At 51.4% G+C, this 20,749-nt stretch carries 14 protein-coding genes, 2 tRNA genes and 2 other RNA genes; 10 read left to right on the top strand and 8 right to left on the bottom strand.

Going from position 1 to position 20,749, the window contains the following annotated elements; translation table 11 throughout:
- The first annotated feature begins 79 nt into the window (after positions 1–79).
- The 6 genes from JQ822_RS05360 to JQ822_RS05385 all read left to right on the top strand — a co-directional run bounded on the left by JQ822_RS05360 (position 80) and on the right by JQ822_RS05385 (position 10,282).
- On the top strand, positions 80–1,471 hold the full coding sequence (locus JQ822_RS05360; protein ID WP_213132575.1) for a NarK family nitrate/nitrite MFS transporter: 1,392 nt from the start codon (positions 80–82) through the stop codon (positions 1,469–1,471).
- Positions 1,472–1,867: 396 nt separating this feature from the next.
- Positions 1,868–5,611 (top strand): nitrate reductase subunit alpha, encoded by a 3,744-nt coding sequence (locus tag JQ822_RS05365; protein WP_213132576.1) that lies wholly within the window; start codon positions 1,868–1,870, stop codon positions 5,609–5,611.
- Positions 5,608–7,146 carry a nitrate reductase subunit beta gene (narH, locus tag JQ822_RS05370; protein WP_213132577.1) on the top strand — a complete coding sequence of 513 codons (1,539 nt, stop codon included), beginning with the start codon at positions 5,608–5,610 and terminating at the stop codon, positions 7,144–7,146. The genes JQ822_RS05365 and narH overlap by 4 nt, the downstream gene beginning before the upstream one ends.
- Complete coding sequence (gene narJ / locus JQ822_RS05375; protein ID WP_213132578.1) at positions 7,143–7,853, top strand: nitrate reductase molybdenum cofactor assembly chaperone; 711 nt, start codon at positions 7,143–7,145, stop codon at positions 7,851–7,853. The genes narH and narJ overlap by 4 nt, the downstream gene beginning before the upstream one ends.
- Positions 7,853–8,530, top strand: a complete 678-nt coding sequence (gene narI / locus JQ822_RS05380; protein WP_213132579.1) for a respiratory nitrate reductase subunit gamma — start codon at positions 7,853–7,855, stop codon at positions 8,528–8,530. Before narJ ends, narI begins: the two co-directional genes overlap by 1 nt.
- Positions 8,531–8,767: 237 nt before the next feature.
- The gene (locus JQ822_RS05385) at positions 8,768–10,282 is read left to right on the top strand and encodes a tetratricopeptide repeat protein (RefSeq protein ID WP_213132977.1); all 1,515 of its coding nucleotides are present in this window, start codon (positions 8,768–8,770) and stop codon (positions 10,280–10,282) included.
- A gap of 90 nt (positions 10,283–10,372) precedes the next feature.
- Here JQ822_RS05385 and JQ822_RS05390 read toward each other — a convergent pair.
- The 6 genes from JQ822_RS05390 to JQ822_RS05415 form a co-directional block, all read right to left on the bottom strand.
- Positions 10,373–10,502: non-coding RNA, RtT sRNA (locus JQ822_RS05390), on the bottom strand.
- Positions 10,503–10,547: 45 nt separating this feature from the next.
- A tRNA-Tyr gene (locus tag JQ822_RS05395) sits at positions 10,548–10,632 on the bottom strand.
- Between the two features lie 37 nt (positions 10,633–10,669).
- Positions 10,670–10,754: transfer RNA gene (locus tag JQ822_RS05400), tRNA-Tyr, on the bottom strand.
- Between the two features lie 30 nt (positions 10,755–10,784).
- Positions 10,785–10,925: non-coding RNA, RtT sRNA (locus JQ822_RS05405), on the bottom strand.
- Positions 10,926–11,091: 166 nt separating this feature from the next.
- On the bottom strand, positions 11,092–11,934 hold the full coding sequence (gene purU / locus JQ822_RS05410) for a formyltetrahydrofolate deformylase (RefSeq protein WP_045443630.1): 843 nt from the start codon (positions 11,932–11,934) through the stop codon (positions 11,092–11,094).
- A 54-nt stretch (positions 11,935–11,988) separates the two neighbouring features.
- The gene (locus JQ822_RS05415; protein ID WP_213132580.1) at positions 11,989–12,444 is read right to left on the bottom strand and encodes a YchJ family protein; all 456 of its coding nucleotides are present in this window, start codon (positions 12,442–12,444) and stop codon (positions 11,989–11,991) included.
- A 111-nt stretch (positions 12,445–12,555) separates the two neighbouring features.
- On the opposite strand from JQ822_RS05415, the gene rssA reads away from it, so the two are divergent.
- From rssA to galU, 3 genes are all read left to right on the top strand, one after another.
- A complete protein-coding gene (gene rssA, locus JQ822_RS05420) occupies positions 12,556–13,461 on the top strand; it encodes a patatin-like phospholipase RssA (protein ID WP_213132581.1) in 906 nt (301 codons plus the stop codon).
- A gap of 90 nt (positions 13,462–13,551) precedes the next feature.
- Complete coding sequence (gene rssB / locus JQ822_RS05425) at positions 13,552–14,565, top strand: two-component system response regulator RssB (protein WP_213132582.1); 1,014 nt, start codon at positions 13,552–13,554, stop codon at positions 14,563–14,565.
- 203 nt (positions 14,566–14,768) lie between these two features.
- On the top strand, positions 14,769–15,677 hold the full coding sequence (galU, locus tag JQ822_RS05430; RefSeq protein WP_096756793.1) for a UTP--glucose-1-phosphate uridylyltransferase GalU: 909 nt from the start codon (positions 14,769–14,771) through the stop codon (positions 15,675–15,677).
- Between the two features lie 139 nt (positions 15,678–15,816).
- Here galU and hns read toward each other — a convergent pair whose 3' ends face one another.
- A complete protein-coding gene (gene hns / locus JQ822_RS05435; RefSeq protein ID WP_096756794.1) occupies positions 15,817–16,230 on the bottom strand; it encodes a histone-like nucleoid-structuring protein H-NS in 414 nt (137 codons plus the stop codon).
- Between the two features lie 646 nt (positions 16,231–16,876).
- Here hns and tdk point away from each other — a divergent pair.
- The gene (gene tdk, locus JQ822_RS05440) at positions 16,877–17,494 is read left to right on the top strand and encodes a thymidine kinase (protein ID WP_005126397.1); all 618 of its coding nucleotides are present in this window, start codon (positions 16,877–16,879) and stop codon (positions 17,492–17,494) included.
- Between the two features lie 233 nt (positions 17,495–17,727).
- Here tdk and adhE read toward each other — a convergent pair whose 3' ends face one another.
- Positions 17,728–20,406 carry a bifunctional acetaldehyde-CoA/alcohol dehydrogenase gene (gene adhE / locus JQ822_RS05445; RefSeq protein WP_213132583.1) on the bottom strand — a complete coding sequence of 893 codons (2,679 nt, stop codon included), beginning with the start codon at positions 20,404–20,406 and terminating at the stop codon, positions 17,728–17,730.
- Positions 20,407–20,749: the final 343 nt, after the last annotated feature.

A 20,749-nucleotide genomic window follows, 5' to 3' on the forward strand; every position in this document is an offset into this window, starting at 1 on the left:
TTTCCTTTGATTTATATCAACTTACCCCCCGCTGTAAACCCTAATGTGGCAGGCATCGAAACAAGTATCAGAGGTGTCTATGAGTCACTCATCTGCCCCGGAAAGGGCATCTGGATCTGTAATTACAGAATGGCGGCCGGAAGATCCCGCCTTTTGGCAACAAAGAGGTCATCGTATTGCCAGCCGCAACCTGTGGATTTCCGTCCCTTGTCTGCTGCTGGCGTTTTGCGTGTGGATGCTATTCAGCGCCGTGGCGGTGAACTTACCGAAGGTCGGCTTCAATTTTACCACTGAGCAACTGTTCATGCTGACGGCATTACCGTCGGTCTCCGGTGCACTGCTGCGCGTCCCGTACTCCTTTATGATCCCCCTGTTTGGTGGACGCCGCTGGACGGCATTCAGCACCGGTATCCTGATCATTCCTTGCGTATGGTTAGGTTTTGCCGTGCAGGATACCGCCACACCGTTTAGTACTTTTATTGTCATCTCTCTGCTGTGCGGTTTCGCCGGGGCAAACTTTGCCTCCAGCATGGCCAACATCAGTTTCTTCTTCCCGAAACAGAAACAGGGCGGTGCGCTGGGTCTGAACGGCGGTCTGGGTAACATGGGCGTCAGCGTTATGCAGCTGGTTGCTCCGCTGGTGGTGTCATTGTCCATCTTCGCTGCATTTGGCAGCCACGGTGTGGAACAGCCGGATGGCACGCAGCTGTATCTGGCTAATGCCGCGTGGATTTGGGTACCGTTCCTGGCTATTTTCACGCTGGCTGCGTGGTTTGGTATGGACGAGCTGGCAACCTCTAAAGCGTCACTGAAAGAGCAGTTGCCGGTACTCAAACGCGGACATTTATGGATTATGAGCCTGCTGTATTTGGCAACCTTCGGCTCCTTTATCGGCTTCTCTGCTGGTTTCGCGATGTTGTCCAAAACGCAGTTCCCTGAGGTTCAGATCCTGCATTACGCCTTCTTTGGCCCGCTGATTGGTGCCCTGGCACGTTCTGCCGGTGGGGCAATTTCTGACCGACTGGGCGGGACACGCGTGACGCTGGTGAACTTTGTCCTGATGGCGATATTCAGTGCTCTGCTGTTTCTGACGCTGCCAACAAATGGTGCTGGTGGTAGCTTTATCGCCTTCTTTGCGGTGTTCCTGGCGCTGTTCCTGACGGCCGGGTTGGGGAGTGGTTCAACCTTCCAGATGATCTCCGTGATCTTCCGTAAGCTGACGATGGACAGAGTGAAAGCCGAAGGCGGATCGGAAGAAAAAGCGATGCGTGAAGCGGCAACCGACACGGCTGCGGCACTGGGCTTTATCTCAGCCATCGGTGCAATTGGCGGCTTCTTTATTCCAAAAGCGTTTGGTACGTCGCTGGCATTGACCGGTTCACCGGTTGGGGCGATGAAGCTGTTCCTGATCTTCTATGTCGCCTGCGTGGTCATCACCTGGGTGGTATACGGACGTCATTCTAAAAAATAAAAAAGTAATAGTTGTTGATTATCCATTGCGCGGTGTTAGACCGCGCTTTTTTTTTGCTTGTAATTAGTTACAACATACTTTTGCATTTACGGAGGCCAACCGTTTGTCAGAAGGGTGCTCGCAATATGCCTGCCAGGGGGAATACCCCTTAATACCCACTTGTAAAGAATTTAACATTTGTATGAAGTGTGAATTTTAAAATATGCTTGAAAATCAAATGATTATTCACATCATCAATATCCCACTTAGGGGGTATATAAAATTCAACCCCTCTTTTCCATCCCTGCCTGCCTTGATCGTTATCAATTCTCACGCGCTTTCATAGCGTTACCTTCGCAGGCAATCAAGCAATGTCGATTTATCAGAGAGCCGTCAGGCTCCTACAGGAGACAACCGATGAGTAAATTCCTGGACCGGTTTCGCTACTTCAAGCAGAAGGGCGAAACCTTTGCCGATGGGCACGGCCAGCTTCTCAATACTAACCGGGATTGGGAGGATGGATACCGCCAGCGTTGGCAGCATGACAAAGTTGTGCGATCAACTCATGGGGTAAACTGCACCGGCTCATGCAGCTGGAAAATTTACGTGAAAAATGGTCTGGTGACCTGGGAAACCCAGCAAACTGACTACCCGCGCACCCGTCCAGACCTGCCAAACCATGAACCACGTGGCTGTCCGCGCGGTGCGAGCTACTCCTGGTATCTCTACAGCGCTAACCGCCTGAAATACCCGCTGATGCGTAAACGCCTGATGAAGATGTGGCGTGAAGCGAAAAGACTGCACAGCGACCCGGTAGACGCATGGGCCTCCATCATCGAAGACGCCGATAAAGCAAAAAGCTTCAAGCAAGCGCGTGGTCGTGGTGGTTTCGTCCGTTCTTCCTGGCAGGAAGTGAATGAGCTGATTGCCGCTTCTAACGTATACACCGTCAAAACTTATGGCCCCGACCGCGTAGCGGGCTTCTCGCCGATCCCGGCGATGTCGATGGTTTCTTACGCCTCTGGCGCACGCTACCTGTCACTGATTGGTGGTACCTGCCTGAGCTTCTACGACTGGTACTGTGACCTGCCGCCTGCTTCTCCGCAGACCTGGGGTGAACAGACCGACGTTCCTGAATCCGCCGACTGGTACAACTCCAGCTACATCATCGCCTGGGGTTCTAACGTTCCGCAAACTCGTACTCCGGATGCGCACTTCTTCACTGAAGTCCGCTACAAAGGGACCAAAACGGTTGCGATTACCCCGGATTATGCCGAAATCGCCAAACTGTGCGACCTGTGGCTGGCTCCGAAGCAGGGTACTGATGCCGCGATGGCGCTGGCGATGGGCCACGTTATGCTGCGTGAGTTCCACCTTGATAACCCAAGCCAGTACTTCACCGACTACGTGCGCCGTTACACCGACATGCCAATGCTGGTGATGCTAGAAGAGCGTGACGGTTACTATGCGGCGGGTCGTATGCTGCGTGCTGCCGATCTGGTCGATTCTCTGGGTCAGGAAAATAATCCAGAGTGGAAAACGGTTGCCGTTAATACCGACGGCGAGATGGTCGCGCCAAATGGTTCGATTGGTTTCCGCTGGGGCGAAAAAGGTAAATGGAACCTTGAGCAGCGCGACGGTACGTCCGGTCAAGAAACCGAACTGCAGCTCAGTCTGTTGGGCAGCCAGGATGACATCGCAGAAGTTGGTTTCCCGTACTTTGGCGGCGAAGGTACCGAGCACTTCAATAAAGTCGAACTGGAAAACGTCCTGCTGCACAAACTGCCGGTGAAACGCCTGCAGTTGGCGGACGGTTCTACCGCGCTGGTGACCACCGTTTATGATCTGACCATGGCCAACTACGGCCTGGAACGTGGTTTGAACGATGAAAACTGCGCAACCAGCTACGACGACATCAAAGCGTATACCCCGGCATGGGCAGAAAAAATCACCGGTGTATCACGCGCTCAGATCGTGCGTATCGCCCGTGAATTTGCCGATAATGCCGACAAAACCCACGGTCGCTCAATGATTATCGTCGGTGCCGGTCTGAACCACTGGTATCACCTCGATATGAACTATCGTGGCCTTATCAACATGCTGGTGTTCTGCGGCTGTGTCGGTCAGAGCGGTGGCGGTTGGGCGCACTACGTGGGTCAGGAAAAACTGCGTCCGCAGACCGGCTGGCAGCCGCTGGCGTTTGGCCTTGACTGGCAGCGTCCAGCACGTCACATGAACAGCACTTCTTACTTCTATAACCACTCCAGCCAGTGGCGCTATGAGACGGTGACTGCGCAGGAATTGTTGTCGCCGATGGCCGACAAATCTCGCTATAGCGGTCATCTGATCGACTTTAACGTGCGTGCTGAACGTATGGGCTGGCTCCCTTCGGCTCCACAACTGGGCACCAACCCGCTGTACATTGCGCGTGAGGCGGAAAAAGCCGGGATGACGCCGGTGGATTACACCGTGAAATCCCTCAAAGAGGGTTCTATCCGCTTTGCGGCGGAACAACCTGAAAACGGCAAAAACCATCCGCGTAACCTGTTCATCTGGCGTTCTAACCTGCTGGGCTCATCCGGTAAAGGTCATGAATACATGCTGAAGTATCTTCTGGGTACCGAACACGGTATTCAGGGGATGGATCTCGGCAAGCAGGGCGGCGTGAAGCCAGAAGAAGTGGAATGGCAGGACAATGGTCTTGATGGCAAGCTGGATCTGGTGGTTACGCTGGATTTCCGCCTGTCGAGCACCTGTTTGTATTCCGACATCGTGCTGCCGACCGCAACCTGGTATGAAAAAGACGACATGAATACCTCGGACATGCATCCGTTTATTCATCCGCTGTCTGCCGCTGTTGATCCGGCCTGGGAATCGAAGAGCGACTGGGAAATCTACAAAGCCATCGCTAAGAAATTCTCTGAAGTCTGCGTGGGTCACCTTGGCAAAGAAACTGACGTGGTGACGCTGCCTATCCAGCACGACTCCGCTGCCGAACTGGCGCAGCCGCTGGATGTTAAAGACTGGAAAAAAGGTGAATGTGACCTGATCCCAGGCGTTACCGCACCGCATATCATGACCGTTGAGCGTGACTACCCGGCAACCTACGAGCGCTTTACCTCGATCGGTCCTCTGATGGATAAAGTCGGTAACGGTGGTAAAGGGATTGCCTGGAACACCCAAAGTGAAATGGATCTGCTGCGTAAGCTCAACTACACCAAGGCAGAAGGCCCGGCGAAAGGCCAGCCTTGTCTTAATACGGCGATTGATGCTGCTGAGATGATCCTCACCCTGGCCCCGGAAACGAACGGACAGGTGGCGGTAAAAGCCTGGGCTGCGCTGAGTGAATTTACCGGCCGTGACCATACGCATCTGGCGCTGAATAAAGAAGACGAGAAAATTCGCTTCCGTGACATTCAGGCACAGCCGCGCAAGATTATCTCCAGCCCGACCTGGTCAGGTCTGGAAGATGAACATGTCTCTTACAACGCTGGTTACACCAACGTTCACGAGCTGATCCCATGGCGTACGCTGAGCGGTCGTCAGCAGCTGTATCAGGATCATCAGTGGATGCGCGATTTCGGTGAAAGCCTGCTGGTCTATCGTCCGCCAATTGACACGCGTTCGGTGAAAGCCGTGATGGGCGAGAAATCTAACGGTAACCCGGAAAAAGCGCTCAACTTCCTGACGCCGCACCAGAAATGGGGCATTCACTCCACCTACAGCGACAACCTGCTGATGCTGACCTTAGGTCGCGGTGGTCCAGTGGTGTGGATGAGCGAAGAAGATGCCAAAGAGATCGGTATTGAAGACAACGACTGGATCGAAGTCTTTAACAGCAACGGTGCGCTAACTGCGCGTGCGGTTGTGAGCCAGCGTGTGCCGGCCGGGATGACCATGATGTACCACGCGCAGGAACGCATTGTTAACCTGCCAGGTTCAGAAATCACCCAGCAGCGCGGTGGGATCCACAACTCGGTGACCCGTATTACGCCGAAGCCTACGCATATGATTGGTGGTTATGCACACTTGGCCTACAGCTTTAACTACTACGGCACCGTAGGGTCAAACCGCGATGAGTTCGTGGTGGTACGTAAGATGAAGAACATTGACTGGTTGGATGGTGAAGGCAATGACCAGGTACAGGAGAGCGTAAAATGAAAATTCGTTCACAAGTCGGCATGGTGCTGAATCTCGATAAGTGCATCGGTTGCCACACCTGTTCAGTAACCTGTAAAAACGTCTGGACCAGCCGTGAAGGGACCGAGTACGCCTGGTTCAACAACGTTGAAACCAAGCCGGGTACCGGTTTCCCGACTGACTGGGAAAACCAGGAAAAATGGAAGGGCGGTTGGATCCGCAAGATCAACGGTAAGCTGGTGCCGCGCATGGGTAACAAAGCGCTGCTGCTGGGTAAAATCTTCGCTAACCCGCATTTGCCGGGTATCGATGATTACTACGAACCGTTTGATTTCGATTACCAGACGCTGCACAACGCACCGGCTGACAGCAAAGCGCAGCCGATTGCACGTCCGCGTTCGCTGATCACCGGTAAGCGTATGGATAAGGTAACCAAGGGACCGAACTGGGAAGATGACTTGGGCGGCGAGTTCGAGAAGCTGTCGAAAGACAAAAACTTCGAGAACATGCAGAAGGCGATGTACGGCCAGTTCGAAAACACCTTCATGATGTACTTGCCGCGTCTGTGCGAGCACTGCCTTAACCCGGCGTGCGTGGCGACCTGCCCGAGTGGTGCCATCTATAAGCGTGAAGAAGACGGCATTGTGCTGATCGACCAGGATAAGTGCCGCGGCTGGCGTATGTGCATCACCGGTTGTCCGTACAAAAAAATCTACTTCAACTGGAAGAGTGGTAAGTCAGAGAAGTGCATCTTCTGCTACCCGCGTATCGAAGCCGGGCAGCCAACCGTGTGCTCCGAAACCTGCGTCGGTCGTATTCGTTACCTCGGCGTGCTGCTGTATGACGCCGATGCGATTGAAAGCGCGGCCAGCACCGAGAACGAGAAAGATCTGTACCAGCGTCAGCTGGACGTGTTCCTCGATCCGAACGATCCGGCGGTCATTGAACAGGCGCTGAAAGACGGTATTCCGCTGAGCGTTATTGACGCGGCCCAGCAGTCACCAGTGTACAAAATGGCGATGGACTGGAAGCTGGCGCTGCCGCTACATCCTGAATACCGCACGCTGCCAATGGTCTGGTACGTGCCACCTTTGTCACCGATTCAGTCTGCGGCTGATGCGGGCGAACTGGGCAGCAACGGCATTCTGCCGGACGTGGACAGCCTGCGTATCCCGGTTCAGTACCTGGCGAACCTGCTGACCGCAGGGGATACCCAGCCGGTCGTGCTGGCGCTGAAACGTATGCTGGCGATGCGTCACTATAAACGTGCGGAAACCGTCGACGGTAAAGTCGACACCCGTGCGCTGGAAGAGGTCGGTCTGACCGAAGCTCAGGCGCAGGAGATGTATCGTTATCTGGCGATTGCGAACTACGAAGATCGTTTCGTGGTGCCGAGCAGCCATCGTGAACTGGCGCGTGATGCGTTCCCGGAGAAAAGCGGTTGCGGCTTTACCTTCGGTGACGGTTGCCACGGTTCTGATACTAAATTCAATCTGTTCAACAGCCGCCGCATCGATGCTGTCGATGTGACCAGCAAAACGGAGCCGCACCAATGATTGAACTCGTCATTGTTTCGCGTCTGCTCGAGTACCCGGATGCTGCCCTGTGGCAGCATCAGCAGGAACTCTTTGATGCACTCGCGTCATCTGAAAACCTGGATAAAGAGGATGCCCAAACCCTGAGCGTCTTCCTGCGCGATTTAACCGCACAGGACATGCTGGATGCGCAGTCCAGCTACAGTGAACTGTTCGACCGTGGCCGGGCAACCTCGCTGCTGCTGTTTGAACATGTGCATGGCGAATCCCGCGATCGCGGTCAGGCGATGGTTGACCTGATGGCTCAGTATGAGCAGCACGGTTTACAGCTCGACAGTCGCGAATTACCGGACCATCTGCCGCTGTATCTGGAATATTTGGCGCAGTTGCCGAAAGACGAAGCGCTGGGCGGTTTGCAGGATATCGCACCGATTCTGGCCTTGCTCAGCGCGCGTTTGCAACAGCGTGAAAGCCGCTATGCGGTGCTGTTCGACCTGCTGCTGAAACTGGCGAATGCCGCTATCGACAGCGACAAAGTGGCGGAGAAAATTGCGGATGAAGTTCGTGATGATACCCCGCAGGCACTGGACGCGGTCTGGGAAGAAGAGCAGGTGAAATTCTTTGCAGACCAGGGGTGCGGCGAGTCCGAGATTTCTGCTCACCAGCGTCGTTTTGCCGGGGCCGTTGCGCCGCAGTATCTGAATATCACCACCGGAGGACAGCAATAATGCACTTCCTGAATATGTTCTTCTTTGACATCTATCCGTACATTGCGGGTTCTGTCTTCCTGATCGGTAGCTGGCTGCGTTATGACTACGGGCAGTACACCTGGCGTGCAGCGTCCAGCCAGATGCTGGATCGTAAAGGAATGAACATGGCGTCAAACCTGTTCCACATCGGGATCCTGGGTATTTTCGCCGGTCACTTCCTTGGCATGTTAACGCCGCACTGGATGTATGAAGCGTGGCTGCCGCTTGAAGTAAAACAGAAGATGGCGATGTTTGCGGGCGGGGCGTCCGGCGTGATGTGCCTGGTCGGTGGCGTATTACTGCTCAAACGTCGTTTGTTCAGCCCACGGGTGCGAGCAACCACGACCGGTGCGGATATTCTGGTGCTGTCCATTCTGGTTATCCAGTGTGCGCTGGGTCTGCTGACGATTCCGTTCTCAGCCCAGCATATGGACGGCAGCGAGATGATGAAGCTGGTGAACTGGGCACAGTTCGTGGTGACCTTCCACGGCGGCGCTTCTCAGTATCTGGACGGCGTGGCGTTTATCTTCCGTATGCACCTGGTGCTCGGTATGACGTTGTTCCTGCTGTTCCCGTTCTCGCGTCTGGTGCACATCTGGAGCGTTCCGGTCGAGTATTTGACCCGCAAGTACCAGATTGTCCGTGCGCGTCACTAGTCGGTTATCTGCGTAAGACAAACCCTGCTCCGGCGGGGTTTTTTTATGGCTGTTTGCCGGATGGCGGCGTAAACACCTTATCCGGCCTGCCCGAGTTTACAGCGGATCTGCAAGGCCTGACATCTGGATCCGTACTCTCAATTTTTGGTTTTTTCAGCACCTGTGCGAGTTTTTTGTCCACAGAAAAAGGATGATGCAGCATATAATAACGACATAAGCGACAATAAGGATTGTTGTATGCGTTATTCATTAATTTTCAAAATAATAATATTAAATATATTTATTGCAAAAATGGCTCATGCTGCTGTCTGCGAGGAGCGTTATCCTCCCGACTCGGAAGAATGCCAGTACGTTCAGGAATTAGAGCAAAAAGCGGAACAAGGAGATGACAGTGCGCAATTTTCGCTTGGAAGTTGGTATGCGGAAGGTCGATACGTCAAACCTGATTATAAGCTGGCCATAAAATGGCTGGAAAAAGTAGGTAAATCAGGCAAACAAGGGGATGCTTTTTCCTACTTCATCATTGGCTATCACTATAATTATGGTGAAAACTTTCCGCTTGATAGACAGCAAGCACTGAAGTGGTATCGCAAGGCGGCGGAGTTAGGGGATCGTTTTACGCAAGAAATATTAGGCAATGCCTATTTGTACGGTGACGATCTTCCCCAGAATACTCAGCTGGCGCTGGAGTGGTATCGTAAAGCTGCCTCTCCAACCGATGGCTCTGGTTCAAGCGCCCAATACAAGATTGGCGTGATGTACGCGCATGGCCAGGGTGTCCCCCAGGATTACCAACAAGCGGCAAGCTGGATGCGTAAAGCGGCGGAAAAAATGTACAACCCCGCGAGGCTTTATCTTGGCGTTGCCTATTTTTATGGTGAAGGCGTGCCTCGGGATTATCGTCAGGCGGTTTACTGGCTTAATGAAGGTATACCAGGTAGCGATACGCCAGGCCACATTCCGCTGAATGCGCTCTATGATAAAGCACACCCCGCTGACCGGTTTTATTCCCAGAAGTGGTATAGAAAAACAGCGAAAAGCGTGATGGCAAAGGTGCAGTACAATTTTGGCGTATGGTATTACAACGGGTATCACTTATCGAAAGATCACAACCTGGCGCTGGAGTGGTATCGCAAAGCGGCAGCGCAGGGGCTGGCCGAGGCGCAGGATGCGATCGGCGTGATGTTTATGCAGGGCGAGGGCGTTTCTCAGGACTACCAACAAGCGCTGATGTGGTATCGCAAAGCCGCGCGGCAGGGACTGGCTGCTGCGCAAACGCATCTTGGCATTATGTCTGCATTTGGGCGCGGCGTCGTGCAAAGCGACAGACAGGCTATCGCATGGTATCGGAAAGCGGCAAAACAGGATTTTGCGCAGGCGCAATATCAGCTTGGCGTGGCATACAGTACGGGAAAAGGCGTGCCTGAAAATAACAGGAATGCGCTGAAGTGGTACCTTAAGGCGGCAGAACAGGGGTTTGCTCCGGCACAATCAGCGCTTGGGGAAATTTATTCTCATGGGCAACAGGGCGTGCCTAAAGATAATAAGCTGGCCTATATTTGGTATGACATGGCGAGTCTGTATACGGGAAAATCTGCGGATGAACGTTTAGCGATTATTGCCGAAAGGAACAGACTCAAAGAAACGCTCACACCGACTCAACTTGGCGAGACGTATGACGCCTTTGATCTCATTAGGCGGAAAATTGACCAGTCAGAGACGGCGAAAAAGACTGCCAGGAAGCAGTATTGATAAGATAACCAATAAGTCAGCGAAGTCTGCCTGTGTAGTAAGAATACGGGGAGATGAGGATTGATTTAAAGTTAGAGCTTTAAGAAGTGATGGTGGTGGGGAAGGATTACTCAGCGCTAGGCGCTTCGCCCTTCGGGTCGTTGCCTGCGGCAACGCTTTCTCGCTACGCTCGAATCGAACCTTAGTCGAAGCTTCTCATCCTTCCCTGCATGGGCAGAATATGAAATAAAGTGCGTTTAGTAGAATGAGTGCTTTTTAGAAGTGATGGTGGTGGGGGAAGGATTCGAACCTTCGAAGTCGATGACGGCAGATTTACAGTCTGCTCCCTTTGGCCGCTCGGGAACCCCACCAGGGGTGTACTGATTTTTATAAATCTACCGGAATGAATGGTGGTGGGGGAAGGATTCGAACCTTCGAAGTCGATGACGGCAGATTTACAGTCTGCTCCCTTTGGCCGCTCGGGAACCCCACCACGGGGTAAATTCATTGTGCTGCTAGCATCCTATAGTTAGAAGGATTATTCGGAGCTAAAGCTGCTCACCCTTCGGGCCGTTGCCTGCGGCAACGTTCTCTCACTATCGCTCGAGTCGAACCTTGAAGTCGATGACGGCAGATTTGCAGTCAGCTCCCTTATGATCGCTCGGGAACCCCACCACGGGGTAATGCTTTTACTGGCCTGCTTCTGTTGGAAGCGGGGCGCATCATATCAAATGACGCGCCGCTGTAAAGCATTCCTTTGCTTAACATGAACCGTTTGCGTACTTTTCATCCGTAACGCAGTAAAGCTAATCAATTCATATTATTGGTGATTACAGAATAATCGTTCGATTACCGTAAACAAAGACACGCTGGGCCAGTACCTGATACAGCGCACGGCTTAATACGTTTTTTTCGACGTCACGGCCTGCGCGCATCATATCTTCAGCGGTATAGGTGTGATCGACGTGAATCACGTCCTGCATAATGATTGGGCCTTCGTCGAGGTTATCATTCACATAGTGAGCCGTCGCGCCGATGATCTTCACGCCGCGCTCATATGCCTGGTGGTATGGACGCGCACCAATAAAGGCAGGCAGGAACGAGTGGTGAATATTAATGATCTTATTCGGGAAGCGTGAAACAAATTCTGGCGTCAGGACGCGCATATATTTTGCCAGTACGACGTAATCTGGCTGATGGGCGTCGATTGCATCGGCCATTTTTTGATCGTGTTCTTCGCGCGTTAATCCTTCGTGGCTGACCAGCTCAAAAGGAATATCAAAACGTTCAACCAGCGAGCGTAGCGTATCGTGGTTGCCGATAACCGCCGCAATTTCGACATCGAGTCCGCCATAATTGGCTTTCATTAACAGGTCGCCCAGACAATGAGCTTCCTTGGTGACTAAAATGACGATGCGGCGACGGCCTGCTGGCGTGAGTTCGCGAATGGATCCTTCAGGCAAGGCGCTGTCCAGATCGGTCAGCAGCGTGACGTCATTAAAAATGCCTTCCAGCTCCGTACGCATAAAAAAGCGGCCGGTACGGTGGTCAACAAACTCATTGTTTTGCACGATGTTCAGTTCATGTTTGTAACAAATATTGGTGATGCGTGCGATCAAACCTTTTTGGTCGGGGCAGATAGTGCGCAGAACTTTACGTTGTTGTGAATGCATTGCCGGGGTATTCCTGTTGAAAATGTTTGCATATTAGATGCTGTCGGGCGTTGACTAGCCGCAGCACTTTTTAAATTTTTTACCTGATCCACAAGGGCAGGGATCGTTACGGCCAATTTGTGGGCGCGTACCATCAATATAATACCATTGGCCGTTTTCTTTTAAAAAACGAGAGCGCTCGATAATTGCGCCTGTTTTCCCCTGTTCGGAAAAACGCGCCACGAAGCTGACATAACCGATATTTTCTGTTTCCGACGTCGCCTGTTCAAAAATGGTGAGTCCGAGCCATTCTGTATGGGCAAATCCTGCGCTAATGTCATCGCGAAACGCGGCAGCATGGCAGTCGGGATGCCAGGTCTTAATCAGATAATCTGCGTCTTTCATCACAAAAGCACAGTAGCGAGAACGCATGAGGTGTGACGGCGTAGGTGCTACTTGTGCGCCAGACACATAACGGTAGCAACATAGGCTATACTCGACAGCGCTACCACAGGGACAAAGCTGAGACACAAAAAACTCCCTGGAATAAAAAAACGGCGTAAAAACGCCTCGGTGGCACTATGTTAACTGAGCCGTAGTGATGTTGCTACGTCTGCAAGCCAGGGGAAGTCTGTAGGTACAATGAGAAAAATAAAAATTGGGCTGGCGCTAGGTTCCGGCGCGGCGCGTGGCTGGTCGCACATTGGTGTGATTAAGGCCCTGAAACACATGGGCATTGATATTGATATCGTTGCAGGTTGTTCTATCGGCTCGTTGGTTGGCGCCGCTTATGCCTGCAATAAATTACCTGCCCTCGAGCAATGGGTCTGCTCATTCAGCTATTGGGATGTTTTACGCCTGATGGATCTTTCGTGGCGTAGAGGCGGATTACTGCGCGGTGAACGCGTGTTCAATCAATACCGTAACGTCATGCCTGTGCAGGAAATAGAACAATGCCAGCGCCGGTTTGCTACCGTCGCTACGAATCTGAGCACGGGGCGTGAACTGTGGTTTACCGAAGGCGATTTACATCTTGCCGTCCGGGCCTCCTGTAGTATTCCTGGTCTGATGTCCCCCGTTGCGCATAATGGTTATTGGCTGGTTGATGGCGCGGTGGTTAACCCCGTTCCTGTCTCGCTGACGCGCGCGTTGGGTGCCGATATCGTCATTGCCGTTGACCTGCAACATGATGCACACCTCATGCAGCAAGATTTGCTCTCCTTTAACGTCAGCAATGATACCGAGTCGAGCGATGACGAGCTTTCATGGCATGCACGTCTGAAAGAGCGGTTGAGTAATATTACCGCCCGACGCGCCGTCACTGCGCCAACGGCAATGGAGATTATGACGACCTCTATTCAGGTGCTGGAAAACCGGCTGAAACGTAACCGCATGGCCGGTGACCCACCCGATATCCTGATTCAGCCGTTTTGTCCGCAAATATCCACTCTGGATTTCCACCGTGCTGGTGCGGCCATTGCCGCGGGGCAGCTTGCGGTAGAGAAAAAAATGGACGAGCTGCTGCCTCTGGTGAAAACCAACATCTAACGCATTTTTTATCAATACTTAAGTCAATTCTGACAGGCGTGAGTAGCAATAGCATGCCACTATTGATTAAAGCCAGTCAGGGGGGAGAATATGACGCAGCCATTGGTCGGAAAACAGATTCTTATTGTTGAAGATGAGCCTGTATTTCGCTCGCTTCTGGACTCATGGTTTTCCTCTTTGGGAGCGACAACGGCGGTAGCGGGTGATGGGCTTGATGCGCTGGAATTATTAGGGCGCTTTGTACCCGATCTAATGATCTGCGACCTTGCGATGCCGAGAATGAACGGTCTTAAACTGGTTGAATACCTGCGTAACCGCGGTGACCGGACGCCAATCCTGGTTATCTCTGCGACGGAAAATATGTCCGATATTGCCAAAGCGCTTCGTCTTGGTGTGGACGACGTACTGCTGAAGCCGGTGAAAGACCTCAACCGGTTGCGGGAAACGGTTTTTGCGTGTCTCTATCCCAATATGTTTAATTCCCGTGTAGAAGAAGAAGAGCGGTTGTTTCGTGACTGGGATGCCATGGTTGGCGATCCTGCCGCCGCGGCAAAACTGCTGCAAGAATTGCAGCCTCCGGTTCAGCAGGTTATCTCGCATTGTCGTATCAACTACCGTCAGCTGGTTGCGGCCGATCAACCGGGGTTGGTACTTGATATTGCGCCGCTGTCGGAAAACGACCTTGCCTTCTATTGTCTGGATGTGACGCGGGCAGGGGATAATGGCGTGTTGGCGGCTCTGTTGCTGCGGGCGCTGTTTAATGGCCTGTTGCAGGAGCAGCTTGCGCATCAGAATCAGCGGTTGCCGGAGCTCGGTGCGCTCCTGAAACAGGTTAACCATCTGCTGCGACAAGCCAATCTACCCGGACAGTTTCCGTTGCTGGTGGGGTACTACCATAGCGGATTAAAAAATCTGGTCCTGGTCTCCGCAGGCCTGAACGCGACCTTAAATACTGGCAGCCACAATGTGCAAATCAGTAATGGCGTTCCGCTGGGGACCCTGGGGAATACTTACCTTAACCAGCTAAGCCAACGCTGCGAGTCCTGGCAGTGCCAAATTTGGGGGGCTGGCGGTCGCCTGCGCCTGATGTTGTCTGCGGAATGAACAATCGAGAGGCAGGGGATTAAATTGGTTCACATCCCTGTCTTTTGGAGTGCTACTATCAGCGCCAGATTTATTCGTATTTATCTTAATTATACCGACGCGCGTCCTTTTCAGACCTGAAGCTTGTCGCGGTGCTGATATACTCGGATGCGATACAGATTGATGAACACGTTCAATACATGAACAGTCCAGGAGAGTTTTAAATGGCTGCCCTTAATTCGAAAGTCAAAAAAGCCGTTATCCCGGTAGCGGGATTAGGAACCAGGATGTTACCGGCGACCAAGGCAATTCCTAAAGAGATGCTACCGCTGGTTGATAAACCATTAATTCAATACGTCGTGAACGAATGTATTGCTGCGGGCATCACTGAAATTGTACTGGTGACTCACTCGTCTAAAAATTCTATTGAAAACCACTTCGATACCAGCTTTGAACTCGAAGCTATGCTGGAAAAACGTGTTAAGCGCCAGCTGCTGGAAGAAGTGCAATCTATTTGCCCACCGCATGTGACGATTATGCAGGTACGTCAGGGGCTGGCAAAAGGTCTGGGTCACGCTGTATTGTGTGCGCATCCGGTTGTTGGCGATGAACCCGTCGCGGTTATCCTGCCGGACGTTATTCTGGATGAATATGAATCTGATTTATCCCGCGATAACCTCGCCGAAATGATTAGTCGCTTTGATGAAACAGGTAGCAGCCAAATTATGGTGGAACCTGTCGAAGACGTGACGGCTTACGGTGTTGTGGACTGTAAAGGTGTTGAATTAGCGCCGGGCGAAAGCGTACCGATGGTGGGGGTTGTTGAAAAACCGAAAGCTGATGTGGCGCCATCTAATCTTGCTGTTGTCGGTCGTTATGTCCTGAGCGCAGATATCTGGCCTCTGCTGGCAAAAACGCCTCCGGGAGCGGGTGACGAAATTCAGCTGACCGATGCTATCGATATGCTAATTGAAAAAGAAACGGTTGAAGCCTATCACATGAAGGGCAAAAGCCATGACTGTGGTAATAAGCTGGGTTATATGCAGGCGTTCGTCGAATATGGTATTCGTCATAATACCCTCGGCGCTGAATTTAAAGCCTGGCTTGAAGACGAGATGGGTATTAAGAAGTAACATCGCGTTATTAATCCGATTACAACGGCGCTGTTTATCCAGCGCCGTTTTTTTATACCTAAATCGGGTAGGGTGTTATGCGAAGTACAGGTATAAAAAATCCCGCCAATGGCGGGATTTTGAGCAAACTAATTGTGGATTAATCCTTGATCAGGAAATCGTCCAGTTGTTTACCTTGCTCTTCCATCGCTTTTTTGATCACGGCCGGTGTACGACCCTGGCCGGTCCAGGTTTTAGTTTCACCGTTTTCGTCAACATAGCTATATTTAGCCGGACGTGCTGCACGCTTAGCTTTAGCGCCGGTTTTAACCGCAGCCATGCTATTCAGCAGTTCGTTCGGGTCAATACCGTCAGCAATCAGCATTTCACGATATTGTTGCAGTTTACGAGTGCGCTCTTCAACTTCAGCAGCAGCTGCGCTTTCTTCTTCGCGACGCTCGCTAACGACAACTTCTAATTTTTCCAGCATTTCTTCAAGCGTTTCCAGAGTACATTCTCTCGCCTGCGCACGAAGAGTACGGATGTTGTTCAGAATTTTAAGTGCTTCGCTCATTGTAGTAATCTCAAACTTATATTGGGTGGGGTTTGTTGAGCTAATAATAGAGCGATAAATTCAGATGTGCAATAGCCAGGAATGTAAGGAATTCAAAATTGCGCTTTATTTAGTCCCTGTATTAATTCTTTGCCGTTCAATTTTCCACAATGTGGGGCATAAAAAAGGCTTATTGGTACGGTGGATACTCTTCGCTCAAGAGTGAAAATTCAAGATTCAGGTCACATTTTATGGTGTTGCAATTGTATCTGTTTGCAGTAATTTCAACCTTTTGTATTAGTTTTGCTTACAGGAATTCGCTATTACGAGGGGGGATGTCATGGGGGGCAATAACAATAACAGCAGGGTTTCTTTATTGAACTGTGACGATAAGCAACGTTGATGAATTTCAAGGGCACTATTTGTGAAAGAATGTGTATATACCTTCAAGCATCGGGTTGTTCGAACATAGAAAGCGTTCATTGGCCTTCGTCCCATACTTAAGCTGTTCCCTGAGCTTTCCCATAGTACGTCATATTTAGGAGGGTAATGAGTGATGCTGACGCGATGTTTTATACGTGTTGGGTGGTAACGCCGAGCAGATATGTTTGTGAATTATGATACAATCCCGCCCATATTTATTTACCCAGGTGAGGGCCAACGGTCAATGGCACAGCTATATTTTTACTATTCTGCTATGAATGCGGGGAAGTCGACCGCGTTGCTGCAATCTTCATACAATTACCAGGAACGTGGCATGCGTGCCGTTGTATATACAGCGGAAATTGACGACCGATTTGGGGCTGGGAAAGTAAGTTCACGTATAGGTCTGTCGTCACCTGCAAAACTGTTTAACCAAAATTCATCTTTGTTCGAAGAAATTCGCGCGGAGAATGCGCAACAGAGAATACATTGTGTACTGGTCGATGAGTCGCAGTTTTTGACACGCCAACAGGTTTATGAATTATCCGAGGTGGTCGATCAACTGGATATTCCGGTTTTGTGTTATGGGTTACGTACTGATTTTCGCGGTGAATTATTTGGCGGCAGCGAATACCTGCTTGCCTGGTCAGACAAGCTGGTCGAATTAAAGACCATTTGCTTCTGCGGGCGTAAGGCCAGCATGGTATTACGCCTTGATCAGGCCGGACGACCTTATAACGAGGGCGAGCAGGTGGTTATCGGTGGGAATGAGCGCTATGTATCGGTATGCCGCAAGCACTATAAAGAAGCGCAGTCTGAGGGCTCTCTGACGGCCATTCAGGAAAGGCATAGCCACGATTAACCCACGCTTACCTGGGCGCTGATAACAGACAGGGTAGACCCACGCATTAGCTGGTGCGCTCTACCCTACAGTCGCCTTTGTAGGCGCTTTTCTCACATCCTCTCTCAATACCCTACTGACATAGCCCTTCGCCGCGTTGGTCTGTATGAGCGTTGTCCTATTAAGACTAAAAAGACGAAAAAAACGGTCCCGAAGGGACCGTTTAGGGTAATACAAAATCTTAGGCGTTTGAATTAAGCGGATTTCTTCGCTTTTTTCTCAGCTTTAGGTGCGGCAACGGCTTCAGTCTTAGCAGCAGTTTCACCTTCGTTGTATTCACGACCGTAGAAGGTATCCAGCAGAATCTGTTTCAGTTCAGAAATCAGCGGGTAACGCGGGTTAGCGCCGGTGCACTGGTCGTCAAACGCATCTTCAGACAGCTTGTCAACGTGCGCCAGGAAGTCAGCTTCCTGAACGCCAGCTTCACGGATAGACTTAGGAATACCCAGTTCAGCTTTGATTTCATCCAGCCATGCCAGCAGTTTCTGGATTTTCGCTGCGGTACGGTCGCCCGGTGCGCTCAGACCCAGATGGTCTGCGATTTCAGCGTAGCGACGACGAGCTTGTGGACGGTCGTACTGGCTGAAGGCAGTCTGTTTAGTCGGGTTGTCGTTCGCGTTATAACGAATAACGTTGCTGATCAGCAGGGCGTTCGCCAGACCGTGAGGAATGTGGAACTGAGAGCCCAGTTTGTGCGCCATGGAGTGACATACACCGAGGAAGGCGTTAGCAAACGCGATACCCGCGATGGTCGCTGCACTGTGTACACGCTCACGTGCTACCGGGTTCTTAGAACCTTCGTGGTAGGACGCTGGCAGGTTTTCTTTCAGCAGTTTCAGCGCTTGCAGAGCCTGACCGTCAGAGAACTCAGAAGCCAGTACGGAAACGTAAGCTTCCAGAGCGTGAGTGACGGCATCCAGACCACCGAAAGCACACAGTGACTTCGGCATATCCATCACCAGGTTGGCGTCGACAATCGCCATATCCGGGGTCAGCGCATAGTCTGCCAGTGGATATTTCTGGCCGGTAGCATCGTCGGTAACAACCGCAAATGGTGTAACTTCAGAACCGGTACCGGAGGTGGTGGTGACGGCGATCATTTTCGCTTTCACGCCCATTTTCGGGAACTTGTAGATACGTTTACGGATGTCCATAAAGCGCAGCGCCAGTTCTTCGAAGTGAGTTTCCGGATGTTCGTACATGACCCACATGATTTTCGCGGCGTCCATCGGGGAACCGCCACCCAGCGCGATGATCACGTCTGGTTTGAAGGAGTTGGCCAGTTCAGCACCTTTGCGAACAACGGTCAGCGTCGGGTCAGCTTCAACTTCAAAGAACACTTCGGTTTCAACGCCAGCGGCTTTCAGAACGGAGGTGATCTGGTCAGCGTAGCCGTTGTTGAACAGGAAGCGGTCGGTCACGATCAGTGCACGTTTGTGACCATCGGTAATCACTTCATCCAGCGCGATTGGCAGTGAGCCACGGCGGAAGTAGATAGATTTCGGAAGTTTGTGCCACAACATGTTTTCAGCTCGCTTAGCAACGGTTTTCTTGTTGATCAGGTGTTTAGGACCAACGTTTTCAGAGATGGAGTTACCACCCCAGGAACCACAACCCAGAGTCAGGGAAGGTGCAAGCTTGAAGTTGTACAGGTCACCGATACCACCCTGAGAAGCCGGGGTGTTGATCAGGATACGCGCGGTTTTCATCATCTGACCGAAGTGAGCAACGCGTTCTGGCTGGTTGTCCTGGTCAGTGTACAGGCAAGAGGTGTGACCGATACCGCCCATTGCAACCAGCTTTTCAGCTTTAACAACAGCGTCTTCGAAGTCTTTTGCACGGTACATTGCCAGCGTCGGAGACAGTTTTTCGTGAGCAAACGGCTCGCTTTCGTCAACAACTTTAACTTCACCAATCAGGATCTTGGTGTTAGTTGGCACGGAGAAACCAGCCAGTTCAGCGATTTTGTACGCAGGTTGACCAACGATAGCCGCGTTCAGTGCGCCATTTTTCAGGATGATGTCCTGGACAGCTTTCAGCTCTTTGCCTTGCAGCATGTAGCCGCCGTGGCTGGCGAAACGTTCGCGAACAGCGTCATATACGGAGTCTACAACGACGACGGACTGTTCAGACGCACAGATTACGCCGTTGTCGAAGGTTTTGGACATCAGTACTGATGCAACGGCACGTTTGATATCAGCCGTTTCGTCGATAACAACAGGGGTATTACCTGCGCCTACGCCGATGGCCGGTTTACCGGAGCTGTATGCTGCTTTAACCATGCCTGGACCACCGGTCGCAAGAATCAGGTTAATATCCGGGTGATGCATCAGTGCGTTAGACAGTTCAACGGAAGGTTGATCGATCCAGCCAATCAGGTCTTTTGGTGCGCCAGCAGCGATAGCAGCCTGCAGAACGATGTCCGCCGCTTTGTTGGTCGCATCTTTAGCACGCGGATGTGGAGAGAAGATGATGGCGTTACGCGTCTTCAGGCTGATCAGCGATTTGAAGATTGCGGTAGACGTTGGGTTAGTGGTCGGAACGATACCGCAGATGATACCGATCGGTTCAGCAATAGTGATGGTCCCGAAAGTATGGTCTTCAGCGAGGACACCACAGGTTTTTTCATCTTTATAAGCGTTATAGATGTATTCAGAAGCGAAGTGGTTTTTAATCACTTTATCTTCAACGATACCCATGCCGGATTCGGCAACGGCCATTTTCGCGAGAGGAATTCGAGCGTCTGCGGCAGCCAGAGCGGCGGCACGGAAGATTTTGTCAACCTGTTCTTGAGTGAAACTGGCATATTCACGCTGGGCTTTTTTTACGCGCTCTACAAGTGCGTTAAGTTCAGCGACATTAGTAACAGCCATAATGCTCTCCTGATAATGTTAAACTTTTTTAGTAAATCATCTGCTCGCTACGAGAGTATAGACAGATCGACGAAAATTTGTGTAACGTTTTGAAAATCAAACGGTTAATTAACGTACGCCGTGCATTGATTTACTAAAAGAGCTTATACGCTCGCGTCATTAAACTCTAACGCGTTTCCTCCAGGTGGCGTAAGCAAGATTACTCACTTCTGAGTAGTAATTGCGTGATCTGGATCAAATTTACGCAAAGCTGACACCTTTCAGCAGGCTCTTTAAGCACTTGTCGGCAAATGTTAATAAATAGATGTGGTGAATGAGGGTGACATTAGCATATTTAATACAT

The organism is Citrobacter sp. FP75 (assembly GCF_018342065.1).
In the GTDB taxonomy this organism is placed as follows: Bacteria; Pseudomonadota; Gammaproteobacteria; order Enterobacterales; family Enterobacteriaceae; genus Citrobacter.